We start from the raw sequence: 20,712 nt of genomic DNA, 5'->3' as shown, positions 1-20,712 counted from the left end.
GTGCCGTCGCTTCGGTCGCCGTCATGGGCGCGCGCTCACACGACTCCGATGGTCAGGAGAACGTTCGCGTAGACGCGCTGCTCCCCCGTAGCGATGAGCAGACCGGTGTCCGCGCCGCGAGCGAGCTCGTAGAAATCCGAACGCTCGACGCGCTCGACCATGATGCCGTCGTCCAAGATGTCCAGCACCTGATCTTGCACAGGCGCCTCGATGGGCGCGTCCATCATCACCACCGACTCGAATGGGACGGACTGCGTGAGAACGCTGAGCACCTGATCGACCGAGAACATGCCGGGCGCGAGATTGAGGTAGACGATGCGCGCGTTCGGTCCGACCGCGGTTCGGAAAGGGTAATTCCCATCGGCGATCAGGATGCGCGAGCCGTGACCCAGCGAGGCGATGGCTTCGAGGAGCTGAGGATGCAGGAGGGGCGTGGTCAGCACGTCAGACTCCCTGGGCTTCGCGCTCGTACCCCGAGGGCCCGGGAATCGTCCCGTCGACGTCCCACAGATCGAGCCAGGATTGCGCGCCGGGCCAGAGGAACACCTGCCCCTTGATCAACCGGCTGTTCCGCTCGACCGACTTGAGGTCCTCTATTTCGGTCGGGGAGAGGGGCGCACCCGTCGCCGCCGCGAGGTTCCCCTCGTACTGCGCGGCCTTCACCGAGAACGGGATCGGGATCTGCCCCCGTTCGACCGCCCACTTGAGGCAGATCACGGCGGGATGGACGCCGTGATCCGCGGCGATCCGCCTGACGACAGGATGCTCCGTGTCGACGACGTCGTCGTCAGTGCGGTCACGTTCCGGGCGAGACGGGGATCCCAGCGGGGAGTAGCCCACCGATTGGATGTCGTGGTCGACGCAGAACTGGAAGAGTTGCGGCTGCTGAAAGCAGGGGTGCAACTCCATCTCGTTCAGTGAGGGTGCAATGCGCGCGTCTCTAAGAATCAACTCGAGCTTGGGAATGGTGACGTTCGAGGTACCCAGGTGGCGAACGACCCCCTCGTCGACGAGGGACTCCAGCGCCGACCACAGGAGCATGTACCGGTCGTGAGCGTAAGGAGTGGCGTCGGGATCCCGCGCATCGGTGTCGGCGAAGGGCGAGTGGTGATTGGGAAACGGCCAGTGCACGAACACGGCGTCGAGGTAATCCACCTGCAGGTCGGCGAGCGACTGGCGGACCGAAGCGATCGCCGCGTCGGGCTCGTGTGCGTCGTTCCACACTTTTGACATGACGAACAGGTCTTCTCGAGGCACGCCCTTGCCGCGGGCCGCGGCCAGCGCCACACCCACTTCCCTCTCGTTGCCGTACACCGAGGCGCAGTCGATCAGCCGATAGCCGACCGCGATGGCCCCTTCCACGGCCGCGGCGACGTCAGACGCGCTGTAGCGGTCCGAGCCGAAGGTGCCCATTCCGATCGCGGGAATCGGGCGACCCGTTCTGAGGACCCGGGAAGGGACGCCCCGCGCATCTGTGGGAACAGTCGGCGGTTGGGCAATGGTCATGGTGCTCCCTCGGGACATCGATGTACACGAAACGATTCACTCAGAGTACGGGTGAGGCTCGGCGCCGTCAATCTGCGGAAAAACAGGGCTCTCCGCCGCCTCGCCGTCACGTGAAGCCGAACGCGCGTCGACCGGGCCGTTGACGATAGGAGGTCTGTATCGTAACGTTTTGCCCTACGCGGGTTTCCGTGATTAGCCCCTCTACGCTCAAGGACGACGACGTGCTCGCTGCCTACCTACCCGGTGCCCGCAATGTGGATCTGCGCGAGGTTCCCGATCCTGTGCCCGGGGTCGGCGAAGTGCTCCTCGCGACCAAAGCCTCGACGATCTGCGGGAGCGACCTGCGAGCGATCTATCGGGAGCACCTGGGTGAGGGCCCCGAGGCCTACCAGGGCGTCATCGCCGGACACGAACCGGCCGGGCAGGTCGTCGCGCTCGGCCCGGGTGTCGAAGATCTGCAGATCGGTGACCGCGTCGTCGTTTACCACATCAGTGGTTGCGGTCTGTGCGCCGATTGCCGGCAGGGGTACCAGATCAGCTGCAGCTCTCCCGAACGTCGGGCGTACGGCTGGCAGCGTGACGGCGGGCACTCGGATCTGATGATCGCCAATCGACGGGACCTCCTCGTATTGCCCGACAGCCTCTCCTACCTCGACGGCGCGTGCGTGGCGTGCGGCTTCGGCACCGCCTACGAGGCGTTGCTGCGACTCGATCTTTCGGGGCGAGACCGCCTCCTCGTCGTCGGATTGGGCCCCGTGGGCCTGGCCGCAGGGCTCCTCGCGAAGGCAATGGGCGTGACCGAGATCATCGGAGCCGACCCGAGCCCCGAACGACGCGAGCTCGCGGAGCGCCTGGGCGCGGCCACCATCACCGTGTCCGCCGCCCAAGGGTCCGAAGTCGATGCGGCGATCGATTGCTCGGGAGCCGGGGCAGGCCAATTGAGCGCTCTCCAGAACACCCGGCGATGGGGGCGTGTCGTCCTCGTGGGAGAGGGCGGACGCCTCAGCGTCGACGTGAGCGAGACGATCATCCACCGCCAGCTGACCATTCACGGTTCGTGGGTGACATCGACGGTGAACATGGCCGACCTGCTCGAGAGGTTGGACCGGTGGGGCCTGCATCCGGCCGACATCGTCACGCACACCTTCCCCCTCGCTGCCGCCGCCGAGGCGTACCAACTGGCCGACTCTGGCGCCTCGGGAAAGATCGGCATCGTCTGGCAGGAGTGACGACCCCACGGCCCGAAGCGTCATCACCGGAATACAGATCTCAAGGAAGAGAGAAGTAGATGCCATCCCCTCTCACCCGCAGGCAGAATCGCCTCACCACCGCCGCCATCGTGGCGATCGCCCTCACCCTCGCCGCACTCCCTGGTGGCGTCGCGAACGCTTCGACCACCGCCTCGATGCAGCAGCCATCGGCGTCGTCCTCGGACGACTTCGAACGCGTCACCGGTCCGCTGGGATCAGCCTGGGTCGCCGACCGTGGCACCTGGAGCATCGCCTCCGGGAAAGCGCAAAAGGCCGCGGGGCCCGGCAACAACGTTGCGACGCACCGTGGTCTGCAACTCGGGACTGCCTATACGGTGGCCGCCGACGTCGACATCGTGTCCCCCTCGCCCGCGGCGCGGGAATGGTCCGGCGTCGTCGCCAACGTCCAGGGCAGGACGTCGCTCAGCTACTACGTCCTGCGAGCCACGACCGCAGGGGGCGGACGCGACGCCCAGTGGCAGTTGCTGCAGATGGCGAACAACTCGACGCCGACGGTCCTCGCACAGGGGACGGTCGCTGCCCCCTACGGCACCCCCCTCCGGCTCCTCTTGTCGCGAGACGGCAGGGACTTCCAGGTCGCCGTGACGAACGCTGCAACAGGCTCGATCCTCGCCGAGGCGACCCACCAGCTCGCCGTCACCGACCCCACGCGCATCGGCGGGTGGGCAGGCCTCTACTTGAATTCGGGCAACCTCCGCGCCCGCGACTTCGGACTGACCACGACGACCCCCGCGGTCGCACCGCCCGGGACGCTGAACTGCAAGCCCGCCGGCGAGTACGACTTCAGTGAGGCTGACCAGCAGATCTTGGAGACCGTGCCGGTCGGCACGACATTCGCAGGAATGCCGGTCACCCAGCGCGTGCTCACCGACGGCGCCGACCAGTACGTCGCCTACTACGACCAGGATCGCCGCCTGACGATCGCTCACCGCGACATCGATGCCACGACGGAATGGACACAGCAGATTCTTCCCACCTCGATCGGTTGGGACAGCCACAACTACGTCTCGCTGGGCCTCGACCGCGATCGCAACCTGCACGTATCGGGCAACATGCACAACGTAGCGCTCATCTATTTCCGCACGTCCACTCCCGGCGACATCACCACACTCTCCCCTGTCGCGAACATGGTGAGTCCCCAGACCGAGAATTCCGTCACCTACCCGGAGTTCGTCAATCGCAAGGACGGCAGCCTCGTCTTCAGTCACCGCAACGGCGGGTCCGGCGACGGGGTGACGTACTTCAACGTCTACGACGAGTCATCGCGCACGTGGACGCGCCTGGTCGATCAGCCGCTCTTCAACGGCGAGGGCTCGACTGCCAACCCCGCAGGAACGTGGAACGCCTACTTCGAGAATCCGCTCCTCGGTCCCGACGGGAGTTTCCACATGATCTGGGTGTGGCGGGATACGCCGGACGCAGCGACGAACAGTCTGCTCACGTATGCGAAGAGCGAAAACCTCGTCGACTGGTTCGACAGCGCAGGTAACCCGCTCACGTCACCGTTCCGCTACGGCGAAGCGGACATCGTCGATCCGATCCCCGACGGCGGCGGACTCCTCAACGGCAACGCGAAGCTCGGCTTCGACGCCGCCGGTGCCCCTGTCGTGAGCTACCACAAGTACGACAAGTCGGGACAGTCGCAGGTGTATGCGGCTCGCGCCGACGGGACGGGAGAGTGGGACGTCCGTCAGATCAGCGACTGGACGGGACGCTGGAGCTTCGGCGGTGGCGGAAGCCTTGACTTTCAGGTGGTCATGCGCGGATCGAAGGTGATGAGCGATGGAAACATGCGCGTCGACTTCGCCTGCGACGCAAACGCCCAGAGCATCGTGATCGACGACACCCTCACGGCGGTGGCCCAGGCCCCGACACCGGCACTGCCTGCACAGATCACGACGGTCCGCGGCTCCTACCCGGGACTGCAGGTCAATCTTCAAACCGACCTCGCCGGCCCCACCGAAGAAGGCACCTGGTATCTGCGCGCGGAATCCCTGCCCAGCAACAGAGACCTCCCCCGGACGGAGTGGCCGCGCGAGGGCAGCGCGCTCGAGCTGGTCCACGTGGGGGTCGCGGCGTCACCTGCCGACACGACCGACCTCGCCGCAGCGCTGGCCGAGGCGGAGAGGCGTCTTACCGAGGCCTACTCCGCCGGCAGCTGGGCCCCTTTCGAAGCCGCCCGCTCACACGCATCCAGAACGTTGGCAGAGCCGGATGCGACCCAAGATGACGTCGACGACGCGACGGCCGCCCTGTCGAGTGCCCAGTCGGCGCTCGTCTCTGCGCTCACCCGCCTGTCCCTCACGATCGACAGCGACGCCGTCGCCGTCGGTGGCTCGATCGACCTCTCGAGGGTGCGCGCAACGGGCACGTACGCAGACGGCAGGTCCGCGCCCGTCGCCACGAGTGACCTCACGGCAAGCCCAGTCGACACCACGAGTCCCGGACCGACAACTCTCACGATGACGGCCTCCGCGGATGCTGTCACGACGGGTGCGGCACCGGTGCGGGCCTCACTTCCCCTCCGCGTGCTCGTCGTCTGGGACCCAGCATCCGTCTACACCGCCGGAGACGTAGTGCTGCACGATGGATCCGAGTGGACGGCGACCTGGTGGACGCGGAGCCAAACACCCGGTGGTCCGCAGGGCGCGTGGCAAGAGCTGCGCACCTCCCCCGACGGCACGGTCATCTGGACGGCGTCGAGGATCTTCCAGGCGGGCGACGTCGTGGTGCACGATGGCGTGTCCTACGAGGCGAAGTGGTGGACCCGGGCGCAGGCGCCGGGCGAACCGAACGGGCCATGGAAGGCTCGTGGATGAGCGAGCCGCGTGCACGACACTGCGTCGATCGGCTCCCCCCGCTGGGACTGGGGCTCGCTCAGCTGGGAAACCTCTACCGAGAAACGACGGAGGAGGAAGCGTCCAGCGCGATCGACACAGCGTGGGGCGCCGGCATCCGGTACTTCGACACCGCCCCTCACTACGGTCTCGGACTGTCTGAACAGCGGGCCGGCCGCTTCCTCGCCGGCCGCCCTCGAGACCAGTTCGCGCTCTCGACGAAGGTCGGCCGCCTCTTGATCGACAACCCCGACGGCGCAACGCGCCGCGACGACCAGGGCTTCGACGTGCCCGCCGCGACTCGGCGCGAATGGGACTTCAGCCGTGACGGTATCCGACGCTCAATCGACGCGAGCCTCGCCCGCCTCGGTCTCTCTCGAATCGACATCGCCTACGTGCATGACCCCGACGACTTCGCCGACCAAGCTCTGCACGAAGCGATACCCGCTCTTGAAGAACTGCGCGAACAGGGTGTGCTGCGTGCTATCGGCGTAGGCGTGAACCACAGCGCCCTCGCCTCGCGGTTCGTCCGCGAGACCGATATCGACCTCGTGATGATCGCCGGACGCTTCACGCTGCTCGATCAGAGTGCGCTGGAGGACCTGCTCCCCGCCGCACGCGACAGAGACGTCGGCATTGTGGCTGCAGGCGTCTACAACTCCGGCGTCCTGTCTGCCCCCCGGCCGCCCCGCGATGCGAAGTTCGACTACGCCGACGCACCCGCCGACCTCCTCGCCCGAGCTCACCGCATCGCCGACATCTGCGAGACGTTCGGCGTCTCACTGCCTGAAGCGGCAGTCGCCTTTCCACGCCTGCACTCCGCCGTCGTGTCTGTGGTGGTCGGTGCTCGAAACGGCGCCCAGGCTCAGGCCACCGCGGATCGCGCTGCCGCAACTGTTCCCGACGATCTCTGGCGCACTCTCCTCGACGAGGGACTACTGCGCGAGGGATCCCTCACCACCGCACCAGGAGAGTAATGACCATCATCACCGGCGTCGACGTCCTGGACGTCCGCTTCCCCACTTCGCTCAGCATGGACGGCTCCGACGCCATGAACAAGGACGGCGACTACTCGGCGGCATACGTCATCCTCCGGACCGATGATCCCGAGCTCGCCGGGTACGGCTTCACCTTCACCATCGGCCGAGGTAATGACATCGTCTCCCTCGCCTGCGACCGTCGGGCACAGCCGCTGGTCGGCCTCGATGTCGCCGACGTCGTCGGTGACCTGGGCGCTGTCTATCGCACGCTGAAGTCGGACTCACAGATGCGCTGGCTCGGTCCGGAGAAGGGTGTGGAGCATCTCGCGATGGCCGCCGTGATGAACGCGGTCTGGGATCTGGCGGCGCGCGTGGCGGGTCGCCCCCTGTGGCGTCTGCTCTCCGAGATGTCGCCCGAGCAGCTCGCCGACGTCGCCGACTTGCAGTATCTGTCGGATGTGCTCACCCGAGACGAGGCGATCGGCCTCCTTCGCGAGATGATGCCTGGCCGCGCCCAGCGCATCGCCGAGCTCGAGAGCTCGGGATACCCCTGCTACACGACCAGCGCGGGGTGGCTCGGGTACTCCGATGAGAAGCTGCGCCGACTCTGCCAGGAGGCTCTCGACGCGGGTTACCGTCACATCAAGCTCAAGGTCGGAGCCAACCTCGACGACGACATCCGCCGCCTTCGGATCGCGCGCGAGGTCATCGGCCCCGACGTGGCGCTCATGATCGACGCCAATCAGGTGTGGGATGTGCCGGAAGCCATCGAGTGGGTCACCGCGCTCGCAGAGTTCCGCCCCCTTTGGATCGAAGAACCCACGAGCCCCGACGACGTGCTCGGCCACGCAACAATCAGGCGCGCTGTCGCCCCGATCGGGGTGGCGACAGGCGAGCACGGAATGAACCGCGTGCTGTTCAAGCAGATGTTCCAAGCCGAGGCGCTCGATTTCTGTCAGCTCGACTCCGCGAGACTAGCGAGTATCAACGAGATCCTCGCGGTCTACCTCATGGCCAAGAAGTTCGGCGTCCCGGTCTGCCCGCATGCGGGAGGCGTCGGATTGTGCGAACTGGTACAGCACCTCTCGATCTTCGACTATGTGGCGGTCTCGGGAACTCTGGAGAATCGTGTCACCGAGTACGTCGATCATCTCCACGAGCACTTCGTCGATCCGTGTATCGTCCGCCGCGGAGGGTATGTCCTTCCGACCGCTCCCGGATACAGCGCGCAGATGCACGAGGAGTCTCTCGCGCGCTACCGGTACCCCGACGGCGGCTACTGGCGGGACGCCGGCGGCTCCCAGGCCTCGACGCCCTCCGAGCGCGCATGTTCGGGTGGAGAAAAGGATTGACCGGTTCTGTCGTCGTCGACGCGCACCTGCACCTCTGGGACCCCCACCGTGCACGCTACGACTGGCTCACCGATGAACTCGCCCCCCTCAACCGCCGGATCGATCTTGAGGAGGTAGCGGACGACCTCGATGCAGCAGGGGTGGATGCTGTCGTGCTCGTGCAAGCGGCGGACAACGACGAAGACACCGAGCTGATGCGCGCGACCGCCGACGAGCATCCCGAAGTCGTCGCCATCGTCGCCTATGCGCCTCTGCATGAAGTAGAGAGAGCTCGCGGCCGACTCGATGTGCTGGCGACCGACTCCCGCGTCGTCGGCGTGCGAAACATGATTCACAACATCCCGGACCCCGACTGGATCCTCCGACCAGATGTCGGTCGTGGACTCGCCGAGCTCGAGCGGCGCGGCCTGACCTTCGACTATGTCGCCGAACTACCCCGCCATCTCGAGCACGTTCCGGTCCTGGCGGAGCGCTACCCAGGGCTTCGCATCGTCATCGACCACCTGGGCAAGCCGCCGATCGGCGGAGGTGACCGCCAAATCTGGTGCGAGTCCCTTGCCCGAGCCGCGGCATTTCCCAACGTCTACGGAAAGCTGTCCGGGCTCTACCCTCTCGAGCGAGACCCTTCACAGTGGAGTATCGACGACCTCCGCCCCCTCGTGGACCACGCGTTCACGGTCTTCGGGGCAGAGCGTCTGATGGTCGGCGGCGACTGGCCCGTCAGCATCCGCGCGGGGGGATATCACCGGGTCTGGGCGGCATGGGAGGCGCTACTCGGCGAGCGCGCGGCAGATGACCGCACACTCGTGCGCGGAGAGACCGCTCGATCGTTTTATCGGTTAGACCAGCATCTGCTTGCGACGGCCGCCGCTCACTCCAAAGCTGCGAGGAACCTCCCGGACGCAGCATCCCACGACACCATGTCCCCACCATCAAGAAAGCGAACCGCATGAAGTTTCTCCGAATCGGCCAGCCAGGGCGCGAAACACCGGTGCTGCAGCACGACGGCACCCACTTCGATCTCTCCCCGCTGACGGCAGACATCGACGGCGCGTTCCTCTCCGGCGAAGGTGTCGCGGCGACGCGAACGGCGCTGCAGCAGGGCGAGCTGAAGCCGCTCGACGTCGACGGCCACCGCGTGGCACCGCCGATCGCTCAGCCGGGCAAGATCGTGTGCATCGGTCTGAACTACAGGGACCACGCGGCGGAGACGGGCGCCACCCTTCCGACTGAGCCCGTGGTGTTTATGAAGGATCCGTCGACGATCGTCGGACCGTACGACGACGTCCTGGTGCCGCGAGGATCCACCAAGACCGACTGGGAGGTCGAGCTCGGTGTCGTCATCGGGAAGACCGCCCGGTACCTGGAGTCGTCGGCCACCGCGAGCGCATACATCGCGGGTTTCGTGCTCTCCCACGATGTCTCCGAACGCGAGTTCCAGCTCGAGCGCGGGGGGCAATGGGACAAGGGCAAGAGCTGCGAAACGTTCAATCCGCTCGGTCCCTGGCTCAGCACACCCGACGAGATCACCGATGTGCAGAACCTTGCGCTGACGCTCTCCGTGAACGGTGTCGGACGTCAGCGCGGCACCACAGCCGACATGCTCTTCGCGGTCGATCACGTCGTGTGGTACCTCAGTCAGTTCATGGTGCTTCGTCCAGGAGACCTCATCAATACGGGGACCCCGGCGGGCGTCGCTCTTGGTTTGCCCGGCACGCCGTACTTGCGCGCGGACGACGTCGTCGAGCTGTCGATCGATGGTCTCGGCACCGCCCGACAGCGCTTCGTCGATGCCTGAATTTCCACCCCTGAACCCACGGAGCAACACGATGGACGATTTCTCTGAGCTGGTGGTGGCCGTCACGGGCGGAGCATCCGGAATCGGATTGGCGACCGCACGACACTTCCGGAGCAGAGGCGCGCGGGTCGTCGTTCTCGATCTGGCGATCGACGACCTTCCCGATGACATCACCGGGCTCGTCTGCGACGTCTCCGACCGGTCTTCCGTGGACACCGCGGTCGCGGAGATCGACCGGCTCTTCGGTGGCCTCGACATCTTGGTGAACAACGCGGGGATCAGTGCCGTCGGCACCGTTGCCGACAACGACGACGCCGAGTGGGCACGAGTCCTCGACATCAACATCGTCGGCGTCGCCCGCGTGACGGCTGCCGCCCTCCCCCTGCTGCGGCGCTCGCCCGCTGCAAGCGTCATCAACGTCTGCTCGATCGCTGCGCTGTCAGGACTCCCCCAGCGCGCCCTCTACAGCGCGTCGAAGGGCGCCGTCTACGCCCTGACCATGGCGATGGCGACCGACCACGTGCGCGAAGGCATCCGAGTCAATTGCGTGAGCCCCGGCACCGTGGACACTCCATTTGTCCAACGGATGCTCAACAGCTTCCCGGATCCGGTCACCGAACGCGCCGCACTGGACGCCCGTCAAGCAACCGGTCGCATGGTGCAGCCCAATGAAGTGGCCGCGGCCATCGTGTTCCTCGCGGACCCCGCATCAGGTTCCATCACGGGCACTGATCTCGCTGTGGACGGCGGTGTGAGGAACCTGCGTATCCGACCCGTCGCGCGATAAGACTGCGCTCTGCGGGAGCGTTCCGGGAAGCCTGGTCCGCTGGTTGTTCGTTCGGAGGATCGATCGTTGAGCGCTGCACGCGGGGCTCGGCAAGAACCTTCCTCGGGCTGGGTCGCCAATCGCCCGCTGCGCCGACCACCTCCAGGCGAGCATTCCAGCGGCGGAACAGCGCGATAGAGAAGACAGTGAACGGTGGCATGACGGAGCCACGGGGGTCGATCGGACCGCGTTCGCGGGTCGCGCGCATACGAGCCAAGCGGTCGGGAGTCGGTTAGATCGCGGACATAAACGGCTCATAGGCCTTGGGCCGCCGTCCCCACCGGTCACGCCACCCGGCTCCCAAGGCGCTGTGATCAAAATAGCCTACAACCAGTGCTTTCTTTTGATGGAAGTGTCATGTCGAGTGAGAACGCGGCCGAGTTAGACGAGTGGCAATGCCGCGGAATCATCCGTGCCACTTGGTGAGAGTCGACGACGGACGGTGCCACCTTGCGCGAGAAATGACATCCACGATCCGATGCGTCACCCCGCGCGGTGCGGCCACCCGCGCGAGGCCTCGGCGCCCCCTCACGGGCAACCACCCGCATCTTCGCGCGCGCCCCCGTCGCCGCGCGGCGGTCGAATTGACGACGCCTGTGCCCAGGGGCTGTTCTTTCCGCTGCTGCGGAAATAACATCTCTCTCATGTCGCAAATTCGTATCAAGGACGCCGCCGCGTTTCTGGCCGTCAGCGACGACACGGTCCGGCGCTGGATCGACGTCGGTGTTCTGGAGAGCACCCGGGATGCGTCCGGACGCACCGTCGTCGACGCCCTCGCGGTCGCGCTCCTCGCGCGCAAGAACGCCGTGCTGCCAGTCGATCCGTCGGAGATCGGACGATCCGCCCGCAACCGACTCGTCGGAGTGGTGACCGATATCCGCATGGACACCGTCATGGCGCAGGTGGAACTGCAGTGCGGTCCCCACCGGATCGTCTCGCTCATGAGCAGCGACGCGGTGCGCGAGCTCGCGCTCGAGCCCGGCTCCGTCGCGATCGCCGTCGTGAAGGCCACCACGGTCATCATCGAGACCCCCGAAGCGAAGGCCCCGTGATGACCCGCACCTCGAAGCTCGCATCGACGCTCCTCGCCGTCACCGTGGCGCTCGCTCTCACCGCCTGCGCCGGGGGGACCGCGGCGACGTCGGGCCCGTCGCCCTCCTCCTCCACCAGCGGCGCGACCCTGGAGGGATCCATCACCGTCTTCGCCGCAGCATCCCTGAAGACGACCTTCACGGAGCTCGCAGCGGAGTTCGAGGCGGCGAATCCGGGCACGACCGTCGAGCTGACCTTCGCCGGCTCCTCCGACCTCGTGACGCAGATCACCGAGGGCGCGCCCGCCGACGTCTTCGCCTCGGCCGATGAGAAGAACATGGCGAAGCTGACCGACGCGGGCCTCATCGAGTCCGACGCCCCCGTCGATTTCGCGACGAACGTGCTCGAGATCGCCGTCCCGCCCGGAAACCCCGCCGGGGTGAAGGACTTCGCCGATCTCGCCGACCCTGCGGTGAAGACGGTGATCTGCGCGGCACAGGTGCCCTGCGGCGCGGCGACGGCGACCGTCGAGACGGCCACCGGGATCGACATCATCCCGGTGAGCGAGGAGTCCTCCGTCACCGACGTGCTCGGCAAGGTCACCTCGGGCGAAGCCGATGCCGGTCTCGTGTATGTCACCGACGTGATCTCGGCCGGCGACGCCGTGCAGGGCATCGAGTTCGCGGAGTCGAGCCAGGCGGTCAACACCTACCCCATCGCGGTCGTCAAGGACTCCGTCGCCCCCGACGTCGCCGCGGCATTCGTGGCGTTCGTCACCGGTTCGGTGGGCCAGCACGTGCTGTCGGCCGCCGGCTTCGGGCAGCCGTAGCCGACCCTCATGTCGTCTCGGAGAAGCTCCCCCTACGCGGGGGTACCCGGATGGGTCGTGGCCATCGCCGTCATCGGTGCCGCGTTCGTCGTGGTCCCGTTGGCGGCGATGATCTCCCGTGTGAACTGGGCGGAGTTCCTCCCGCTCGTCACCTCGGAGTCTTCGGTGGCGGCGCTGTGGCTGAGCCTCCGCACGTCGCTCACGGCGACGGCGCTGTGCATCATCGTCGGCGTTCCCATGTCGCTGGTTCTCGCGCGGACGCGGTTCTGGGGGCAGAAGATCCTCCGGTCGCTGGTGCTCCTCCCCCTCGTCCTCCCGCCGGTCGTCGGCGGGATCGCCCTGTTGTACACCTTCGGACGCCGCGGACTCCTCGGGCAGAGTCTCGAGGTCTTCGGGATCTCGATCGCCTTCTCGACCACCGCCGTCGTCCTGGCTCAGACCTTCGTCGCGCTTCCGTTCCTCGTGCTCAGCCTCGAGGGCGCGCTGCGCACCGCCGGCACGAGGTACGAGGCGGTCGGCGCCACCCTCGGCGCCCGCCCCACGACGGTGCTGCGCCGCATCACGCTGCCCCTCGTGCTTCCCGCGATGCTCTCGGGCGCGGTGCTGTCGTTCGCGCGAGCGCTGGGCGAGTTCGGGGCGACGCTGACGTTCGCCGGATCGCTGCAGGGGGTCACGCGCACCCTGCCGCTGGAGATCTACCTGCAGCGCGAGACCGACCCCGATGCGGCGGTGGCGCTGTCGCTCGTGCTGGTCGTCGTCGCCATCATCGTGGTGGCCATCGCTCATCAGGCGGGCGAAGCACGCCTCCCCCGGCTCGGGAAGGCGCACTCGTGAGCTTCTCCTTCACGGCCACCGTCGCCGACCGCGGCTTCGACGTCGCCGTCGAGGTCGCCGCCGGCGAGACCGTCGCCGTTCTCGGACCCAACGGGGCGGGCAAATCCACGTTCCTGAACGTCACCGCCGGCCTCCTCCGCCCGACCACCGGCCGCGCGCGACTGGACGACCGCACGCTGTTCGACATCTCGCCCGACGGCACCCGGAGCCGCTGGCTCGCCCCGCACCGACGAGGTGTGTCGATGCTCGCCCAGGATGCGCTGCTGTTCCCCCATCTCACGGCTCGCGACAACGTCGCCTTCGGCCCCCGCAGCAAGCGGATCCCGCGCGAGGCGGCGAACCGGACGGCCATGGAGTGGCTGGAGCGCGTCGACGCCGCGGGGCTGCACGACAGGAAGCCGGCCCAGCTCTCCGGCGGGCAGGCGCAGCGCATCGCCGTCGCCCGCGCGTTGGCCTCCGACCCGGCGCTGCTCCTGCTCGACGAGCCGATGTCCGCCCTCGACGTGTCGGTCGCGCCGGCTCTGCGGCGGATGCTGCGCGACGTCCTCGCCGACCGGACGGCCGTCATCGTGACCCACGACGTTCTCGATGCCTTCACCCTCGCCGATCGCGTCGTCGTCCTCGAAGCGGGGCGCATCGTCGACACGGGGCCGACCCGCGACGTGCTGGACCGACCGGCGACCCCGTTCGCCGCGGGGCTCGTCGCCCTGAACCTCCTCACCGGCACGCGTACCGCCGACGGGATCCGCACCGACGACGGGCACCCGCTCCCTGCACTCGGCGTCGACGCGATACCGGTGGGCGCACGCGTCGGGGTGTCGATCCGTCCCTCGTCGGTCGTGGTCACGACCAGCACGCGTCCTCCACGCGATTCCGACGCCGTCACGATCGCGGGTGAGATCACCGACCTGGAACCGCGCGGCGATCTCATCCGCGTGCGCTCGACCGGTATCGCCGCCGATGTGCTCCCCGCTCGCGTCGCCGAGCTGGATCTCACGCCGGGAGCGACGGCATGGTTCACCTTCGAGGCGCGCGACGCCCTGGCGTACGAGCTCTGACCTGCGGAGTCATGGGCGGCCGTCGGCGTGCGGGTCGACTCACACGTAGGTGTTCGCTCCGACCGCGCCGATCGGCTGGCTCACGATGTCGCGCCAGCGCAACGCGATTCGCGCGTCGAGGGACGCGCGTTGTCGCGCCCGCGCCATGAGACGCTCGGCGAGACTCCCGTGGTCGTCGCACTCGCCGGCGAGGAGGACGGTGAGCACGATCGAGCGCGCACAAGCCTGCTCGAGGTAGGCGTGGATGCGTCCCGCCGCGCCGTCGCAGATCCGCAGCACGATCCGCTCCGGAAGGATCGAGCCGTTCAGGACGACGAGGATGTGCTCCAGCCGGTGCAGCCGGCTCACGAGCACCGAGCATTGAACCTCGACGTCGCGCAGAACCGCTCGAAGCTGGTGGCGAGTGCGCGACGCGGCGACGTCCACCCCGATGACGACGGCACGGTGACGCCCCGACACCGCACCGGCACGTGGGAACTCCTGCACTTCCGGCGCCGCGCGCAGCGCCGCCAGGAACCCCAGCCGAGCTCCGATCATCGCGATCAGGGGGGAGTGCTCGGGGGCGCCATCAGGCTCCGTCGACACGGCGCTGGCAATCGAGACAGTTCTCGGCATGGGGGAGGACGTCCAGCCGAGCTCCGGCGATCCGCTCGCCGCAGCGGATGCAGCGACCGTAGGTTCCGTCGTCGAGGCGCGCGAGTGCCGCGGTGATCTGGTCCACGACCCGCCGTGTCGCGGTGCTGGTGGCCCACGACACGGGGTCGAGGTTCGGCGCGGCGCTCGGCGCCGCCTGACGCACGATCTCCTGCCGCTGGGCGAGATCGTGCTCGAGAAGGCGACGAAGACGAATGACGTCCAGCGGCGGGGCGGACGGTGTTGAGGTATCGGCAGACATGGGAATCCTGAGAAAGAAAGTGAGGATGGAAAGCGACGTCGGCGACGCTCTTCACGGAACAGGGCGTCGCGGAGCTTTTCCGCGACGCTGCGCAAAGCGCGAAATGCGGGCGCGGGAATAACCGCCGCCGGGTACAAAAAAACGCCGCTCATGCGACGCGCGTGACAACCGAGATCGTGAGGATCAGGGCGGTGGGGCGCGGAACGCGGAGCGGTCTCCCGGGCGGACGATCATGGACATGCCATCACCGTAGCTCGCTTTCCGGAAAAGGCAAATCGACCCGACTCATTCGCCGTGCCCGTCGTCGATCGGCATTTTCGAACGACCCGAAATGCTTTGTCGAGAGGAATGCACCCGCGGCTTCGGCTGCTCGAGAGTCCAAGACACCCGGGCGCACGAGCCCGCGACTCCGGGTGTCTTGGACTTTCAGCTCACGAAGGGCCGGGCGACCTGCGTCCGCGACGGAACTCTTCACGCGTCGCCCTCTCATCACGGCGCCCGTGGACGTAGGCCGCGACGACGCGAGCGGCACCGCGGAAGGTGTGGCCGTTCACGAGGAACAGCACGGCGTCTGTGACGGCGTGCGTCGTTCTGCTGCCGCTCATCTTCGAGATCGCGCGGAACGGCGCGTTGAAGACGAAGACCACGTTGAGGTCGGGACGCCCGGCCCGGAGCGCACGCTGATGGCGACGCTCGACGAGTCGGAAGATCGCGCGCACCACGCGGCTGCGCGCCACGTGCAGCCGGTCGATCGGATCGTTGACACCGAGCCGGTCGACCGGCCAGTGCGATGACGGGATCGGGCGCCCGAGCAGAGCCGCGAAGTCGGCGTCGGAGACGTCGCGCACGTCGGCTGTGCGGTAGGCCGCGACCTCGTCGGCGCCGGATGCTGTCGTCTCGCCGCCGTCGACCGTGACGGTCGCGACGTGCTCGATGTCGCGGACGTTCGGACCCACGTGGATGTCGTACTCCCCCGCCTCGACCGCCCACGCACCCGCCGACACATCGAAGTGGCGGAAGCCTCGGGAGCCGAGCGTCAGCACCACGTCGCGGGTCTCGCCGGGTTCGAGCCGCACCTTCGCGAAGGCCTTCAGCTCACGGCGTGGCCGGTGGACGACGCTCGGACTCCGCCGTCCGACATAGACCTGCACCACCTCGGCGCCCGCGCGAGAGCCGGTGTTGGTGACCTCGATCCGCACCTCATCGGGCGTCGCGCGCAGATTCGCATACGCGAAGGTCGTGTACGTCAGCCCGAAGCCGAACGGGAAGGCGACATCGACACCGGCGGAGTCGAAGAACCGGTAGCCGACGTACAGTCCCTCGCGATACTCCGCCGTTCGAGCGGCGCTGGGGAAGGTCCTGGCCGTCGCTCCGTCGGCCAGTGCCCGGGGGAACGTCTCGGCCAGTCGCCCCGAGGGCGCCGCCGCGCCCGTCAGCAGGTCGGCGATCGCATCCGCCCCGGCCTGCCCTCCGAGATAGGCGTGCAGCAGTGCGGCGGCGTCGTCGATCCACGGACCCGTCTCGATCACGCCGCCCGCGCTGAGCACGACCACGGTTCTCGGATTCGCCGCCGCCACCGCGCGCAGAAGCGCGATCTGGTCGGCGGGGATCGCGAGTGTGGATCGGTCGAGCCCCTCCGCATCGGCGATCTCCGGGAGGCCGAGCATGAGCACCGCGAGATCGGCGTCGCGTGCCGCACCGACCGCCTCGGCGACCAACGCCGCGTCGGGCACCTCGTCACGGCGGAAGCCCTGGGCCACCGCGGTCGTCACGAGCTCCGTCGCCGCCATCGCGTCGCGCAGATTGGCGACGCGGGTCGGATTCACGAGCGACGAGCCTGCGCCCTGGAAGCGCGGCTCCGTGACGAAGTCGCCGATGAGTGCCACCCGGGTACCCGGCGCGAGAGGAAGGATCGCATCGCTGTTGCGCAGCAGCACGGCCGACTCCGCCGCCGCGCGCCGGGCGAGCGCGTCGTGGGCGGCAGCATCCACCTCGCCCGGAGCGCCGCGGGCCGTCACCCGCTCGACGAGCCGCAACAGCTCGATCACCCGCGCATCGAGGTCGGCGACGTCGAGATCACCCCGCTCCACCGCGGCGACGATCGCGCGGGCGGAATCGAACCCCGGCGACGGCATCTCGAGCGTGCCGCCCCCGGCGACCGCGGCGACCGGGTCGTCGCCCCCGCCCCAGTCCGAGATCACGGCGCCGTCGAAACCCCATTCCCCGCGGAGGATCTCCGTCAGCAGGTGCCGGTTCTCGTGCGCGTACGTGCCGTTGACGAGGTTGTAGGCACTCATCAACGCCCACGGCCGCGCCTCGCGCACCACGATCTCGAACGCCGTCAGATAGATCTCCCGCAGCGTCCGCTCGTCGACCACCGAATCACTGACCATCCGGCGCAGCTCCTGGCTGTTCACCGCGAAGTGCTTCGGAGTGGCCGCGACCCCCTCCGACTGGATACCCCGCACGTAAGCGGCCGCAAGCAGGCCGGAGAGCTCGGGATCCTCGGAGAAGTACTCGAAATTGCGACCGCCCAGCGGGCTCCGTGTGATGTTCAGCCCCGGGCCGAGCAGCACATCGACACCCTGCGCGGCAGCCTCGCGCCCCAGCGCCGCCCCGATCCGCTCGGCGAGCTCGGGATCCCAGCTCCCGGCCACCGTCGCCGCGGTCGGGAAGCACGTCGCGGGCTCCGACGCGGCGAGGCCGAGGTGATCGGCGGCACCGAGCTGGCGGCGCAATCCGTGAGGACCGTCGGCGAGCCGGATCGCCGGCACTCCGGCCGTGGGGACCGCGCGGGTCTGCCAGACGTTCTCGCCGCTGAGCAGCGCCGCCTTCTGCAGGGTCGTGAGTCGGCGCAGGACATCGGCGGGACCGTCCACGAAACCCCCTCCCGCCGGGCGGGCGCGGCGTGCGTCCGAGCGGTGTGCAGTTTATCGCTCCGACGCGACCGCCTCGGGCTCGCCCGTGACGCCCGAGACGACCAGATCGGCACGGGCGGCGGATGCTTCGATCAGCAGCGCGTTCGCACCGTCGACCTCGCGCGCGAACGTCGTCGCGGCCTCGCGCGTGCGCCCGTGCCGCATATGGCGGTCGATGAGCCGGGCCTCGCGGTCGGCCGGGGGTGTCCGGCAGAACCAGGCCACGTCGAGCTGGGGGCGCACTCCCGCCCAGGGCGGCCGGTCGACGAGCAGGTAGTTGCCTTCGACGACGACGATCTCGACGTCGGGCTCGATCGCGATCTCGCCGGCGATCCCCTCGTCGACCTCGCGGCGGAAGCTCGGCGCGAAGATCGTGTGATCGGTCTCCTCGCGCAGACGGCCGAGTATCGCCAGGAACCCCCATCCGTCGAAGGTCTCGATGGCGCCCTTGCGTTCTCGGAGCCCCCGCCGCTCGAGGGCGTCGTTGGCGAGGTGGAATCCGTCCATCGGCAGGTGCGCGGCGACGCCGGTGCGCCGAGCGTTGAGGTGGCCCACCAGCGAGAGCGCCAGAGTCGTCTTGCCGCTCCCCGGGCTGCCCGCGATGCCGACGACGAACCTCCGTCCGGGGGTCGCCGCGGCCTCGATCCGCGAAGCCAGCCCTGCCAGGGCCGCGCCCGACGGTCGGCCGGTCATCGACACCGCGTCACTCCGCGGGGCCGGCACCGGATGGAGCGTCGCCGCGGGCGACCGGACGGCCCGGGGCGGTGGACCATTCGCTCCACGAACCGGGGAACACGAGCGCTTCGATCCCCGCCTCCTCCAGCGCGAGGGCCGTGTGCGCGGCGGTGATGCCCGAACCGCAGTAGACGGCGACCGGCGTCCCTTCGGTCACGCCGGCCTCGGCGAAGGTCGCCCGGAGCTCGTCGGGGCGACGCAGCGTCCCGTCGTCCGCCAGGTGCACCGGCGTCGGAAGGTTCACGGCACCCGGGATGTGCCCGCCGATCGGGTCGAGCGGCTCGACGTCGCCGCGGTACCGCTCGGGCGCGCGCACGTCGAGGAGCACACCCACGCGGGGGAAGGCCGCCGCCTCGTCGATGTCGATGACCCCGACGATGGAATCGGTGAGGTGCACGTCGCCCCTCGGCGCGGTGACCTCGCCGGTCTCGAGCGCACCCCCGGCGGCCACCCACGCCGGGAGACCGCCGTCGAGGACGCGGATGTCGACCCCCGCGCGGCGCAGCAGCCACCACGCGCGCGCTGCAGCGAGGCCGCGGGCATGGTCGTACGCGACCACGATGTCGCCGTCGTGCAGCCCCCAGCGACGTGCGGACCGCTCCAGATCGGCGGTCGTCGGCAACGGATGGCGGCCCCGATCCGGCACCGCGTGGTCGGCCAGTTCGCCACCGAGATCGACGTAGACCGCGCCGGGCAGATGACCGTCGAGGTACTCGGCCCGACCGTCGGGCTTGTCCAGACGCCACCGCACGTCGAGCACACGCACGGGCGCGCCCGCTTCGAGGAGCTCGCTCAGTTCCGACACGCTCACCAGGTTGCTCATGTGACGAGCGTCGCACTCCTCGGTCGCTCGCGCACATCCGTTACCTGCGATTGCGCCGCCTCCCCGTCGCGAACGGTCGATGCGCGCCGCGATTGGCGACGGCGGAAGGGGTGTCAGGGGAGGGGTTCGGCGAGCGGCGGATCGGAGTCGCGCGGGGAGGATGCTGCACCCCCACGGGTGCTCGCGCGGACGGCGCCGATCGACGCGACGATCACGAGGGCGATCCCGACGATCTCCAGCCATGCGAGGTGCTGCTGGAGCAGGAAGAACCCGGCGAGCGAGGCGGTCACCGGGCCCAGGCTCATGAGGATCGCGAACGTCGAGGCGGGCAGTCGGCGCAGTGCGAGCAGTTCGAGCGCGTAGGGGATGGTCGATGACAGGATGGCCACCGCGAGCCCGAGCGCGAGGAGCTCGGGCCGCAGGAGCGCCGATCCGCCGTCGACGACGCCGAACGGCAGTGCGATCAGGGCGCCGACCGTCATCGCCAGAGCGAGCCCGTCGAGTCGCGGGAACTCGGCGCCCACGCGTGCGGACGCGAGGATGTACAGCGCCCACGCGGCCGCCGCACCGAGGGCGAAGAGCACGCCGAGCAGATCGAGCCGATCCCAGCCGCCGCCCCCGAGCGCGGCGACCCCGACGAGGGCGAGGCCCGCCCAGACCCACGCCGACGCGCGGCGGCTCGCGATGATCGAGAGGGCGAGCGGCCCCAGCACCTCGATCGTCACCGTGACGCCGAGGGGCAACCTCGACAGCGCGAGGTAGAACAATCCGTTCATCAAGGCGAGCACCGCACCGAAGGCCAGCACGGAGCGCCAGGCGCTCGCGGTGTGCCCGCGCAGGCGGGGTCGCGCGATGAGGAGCAGGATCGCGGCAGAGAACACCAGCCGCAGCATGACCATGCCCAGGGGCCCGACCTGCGGGAACAGGAGCACGGCGACCGACGCTCCGACCTCCTGACAGACGAGTCCGACGAGGACGAAGGCGAGCGCGGTGTTCGTCCGACGCGTCGTCACGACAC

The 20,712-nt window shown here is 68.5% G+C and carries 19 protein-coding genes; 11 read left to right on the top strand and 8 right to left on the bottom strand.

The genetic code is table 11. From position 1 onward, the window contains the following. Positions 1 to 35: 35 nt before the first annotated feature. Positions 36 to 443 carry an RbsD/FucU family protein gene (locus FVP77_RS12575; protein ID WP_147894930.1) on the bottom strand — a complete coding sequence of 136 codons (408 nt, stop codon included), beginning with the start codon at positions 441 to 443 and terminating at the stop codon, positions 36 to 38. Between the two features lies 1 nt (position 444). After that, positions 445 to 1,506: an aldo/keto reductase gene (locus tag FVP77_RS12570; protein ID WP_147894929.1), complete on the bottom strand. Its 1,062-nt coding sequence runs from the start codon at positions 1,504 to 1,506 to the stop codon at positions 445 to 447. Positions 1,507 to 1,694: 188 nt separating this feature from the next. Here FVP77_RS12570 and FVP77_RS12565 point away from each other — a divergent pair, with 188 nt between their 5' ends. The 11 genes from FVP77_RS12565 to FVP77_RS12515 all read left to right on the top strand — a co-directional run bounded on the left by FVP77_RS12565 (position 1,695) and on the right by FVP77_RS12515 (position 14,323). Beyond that, positions 1,695 to 2,735 (top strand): zinc-dependent alcohol dehydrogenase family protein, encoded by a 1,041-nt coding sequence (locus FVP77_RS12565; RefSeq protein ID WP_246134101.1) that lies wholly within the window; start codon positions 1,695 to 1,697, stop codon positions 2,733 to 2,735. 59 nt (positions 2,736 to 2,794) lie between these two features. Next, positions 2,795 to 5,596, top strand: coding sequence for a BNR-4 repeat-containing protein (locus tag FVP77_RS12560; RefSeq protein WP_147894928.1), 2,802 nt, complete (start codon positions 2,795 to 2,797; stop codon positions 5,594 to 5,596). Next, a complete protein-coding gene (locus FVP77_RS12555; protein ID WP_147894927.1) occupies positions 5,593 to 6,591 on the top strand; it encodes an aldo/keto reductase in 999 nt (332 codons plus the stop codon). The genes FVP77_RS12560 and FVP77_RS12555 overlap by 4 nt, the downstream gene beginning before the upstream one ends. Then, positions 6,591 to 7,946 carry an L-fuconate dehydratase gene (locus FVP77_RS12550; RefSeq protein WP_147894926.1) on the top strand — a complete coding sequence of 452 codons (1,356 nt, stop codon included), beginning with the start codon at positions 6,591 to 6,593 and terminating at the stop codon, positions 7,944 to 7,946. Before FVP77_RS12555 ends, FVP77_RS12550 begins: the two co-directional genes overlap by 1 nt. Beyond that, complete coding sequence (locus FVP77_RS12545) at positions 7,943 to 8,899, top strand: amidohydrolase family protein (protein WP_222707732.1); 957 nt, start codon at positions 7,943 to 7,945, stop codon at positions 8,897 to 8,899. The genes FVP77_RS12550 and FVP77_RS12545 overlap by 4 nt, the downstream gene beginning before the upstream one ends. Then, a complete protein-coding gene (locus FVP77_RS12540; protein ID WP_147894924.1) occupies positions 8,896 to 9,744 on the top strand; it encodes a fumarylacetoacetate hydrolase family protein in 849 nt (282 codons plus the stop codon). Before FVP77_RS12545 ends, FVP77_RS12540 begins: the two co-directional genes overlap by 4 nt. Before the next feature lie 31 nt (positions 9,745 to 9,775). Then, a complete protein-coding gene (locus FVP77_RS12535; protein WP_147894923.1) occupies positions 9,776 to 10,531 on the top strand; it encodes an SDR family NAD(P)-dependent oxidoreductase in 756 nt (251 codons plus the stop codon). A gap of 683 nt (positions 10,532 to 11,214) precedes the next feature. Further along, on the top strand, positions 11,215 to 11,622 hold the full coding sequence (locus FVP77_RS12530; RefSeq protein WP_147894922.1) for a TOBE domain-containing protein: 408 nt from the start codon (positions 11,215 to 11,217) through the stop codon (positions 11,620 to 11,622). Next, a complete protein-coding gene (gene modA / locus FVP77_RS12525) occupies positions 11,622 to 12,431 on the top strand; it encodes a molybdate ABC transporter substrate-binding protein (RefSeq protein WP_147894921.1) in 810 nt (269 codons plus the stop codon). Before FVP77_RS12530 ends, modA begins: the two co-directional genes overlap by 1 nt. Positions 12,432 to 12,440: 9 nt before the next feature. After that, on the top strand, positions 12,441 to 13,265 hold the full coding sequence (locus FVP77_RS12520) for an ABC transporter permease (protein WP_147894920.1): 825 nt from the start codon (positions 12,441 to 12,443) through the stop codon (positions 13,263 to 13,265). Continuing rightward, positions 13,262 to 14,323 (top strand): sulfate/molybdate ABC transporter ATP-binding protein, encoded by a 1,062-nt coding sequence (locus FVP77_RS12515; RefSeq protein WP_147894919.1) that lies wholly within the window; start codon positions 13,262 to 13,264, stop codon positions 14,321 to 14,323. The genes FVP77_RS12520 and FVP77_RS12515 overlap by 4 nt, the downstream gene beginning before the upstream one ends. 39 nt (positions 14,324 to 14,362) lie before the next feature. Here the strand turns inward: FVP77_RS12515 and FVP77_RS12510 are convergent, their stop codons facing one another. The 6 genes from FVP77_RS12510 to FVP77_RS12485 form a co-directional block, all read right to left on the bottom strand. Continuing rightward, complete coding sequence (locus FVP77_RS12510) at positions 14,363 to 14,908, bottom strand: hypothetical protein (RefSeq protein WP_147894918.1); 546 nt, start codon at positions 14,906 to 14,908, stop codon at positions 14,363 to 14,365. Further along, complete coding sequence (locus FVP77_RS12505) at positions 14,892 to 15,218, bottom strand: TraR/DksA family transcriptional regulator (protein ID WP_147894917.1); 327 nt, start codon at positions 15,216 to 15,218, stop codon at positions 14,892 to 14,894. The genes FVP77_RS12510 and FVP77_RS12505 overlap by 17 nt, the downstream gene beginning before the upstream one ends. Before the next feature lie 431 nt (positions 15,219 to 15,649). Continuing rightward, positions 15,650 to 18,097, bottom strand: a complete 2,448-nt coding sequence (locus FVP77_RS12500; RefSeq protein WP_147894916.1) for a glycoside hydrolase family 3 C-terminal domain-containing protein — start codon at positions 18,095 to 18,097, stop codon at positions 15,650 to 15,652. A gap of 51 nt (positions 18,098 to 18,148) precedes the next feature. Continuing rightward, positions 18,149 to 18,829: a nucleoside/nucleotide kinase family protein gene (locus tag FVP77_RS12495; RefSeq protein ID WP_147894915.1), complete on the bottom strand. Its 681-nt coding sequence runs from the start codon at positions 18,827 to 18,829 to the stop codon at positions 18,149 to 18,151. 10 nt (positions 18,830 to 18,839) lie between these two features. Further along, the gene (locus tag FVP77_RS12490; protein WP_147894914.1) at positions 18,840 to 19,694 is read right to left on the bottom strand and encodes a sulfurtransferase; all 855 of its coding nucleotides are present in this window, start codon (positions 19,692 to 19,694) and stop codon (positions 18,840 to 18,842) included. Between the two features lie 113 nt (positions 19,695 to 19,807). Continuing rightward, the gene (locus FVP77_RS12485) at positions 19,808 to 20,707 is read right to left on the bottom strand and encodes an EamA family transporter (protein ID WP_147894913.1); all 900 of its coding nucleotides are present in this window, start codon (positions 20,705 to 20,707) and stop codon (positions 19,808 to 19,810) included. Positions 20,708 to 20,712 lie beyond the last annotated feature (5 nt).

Source organism: Microbacterium hatanonis, from assembly GCF_008017415.1.
In the GTDB taxonomy this organism is placed as follows: domain Bacteria; phylum Actinomycetota; class Actinomycetes; order Actinomycetales; family Microbacteriaceae; genus Microbacterium; species Microbacterium hatanonis.
This window is presented reverse-complemented; position numbering and strand designations above follow the sequence as displayed.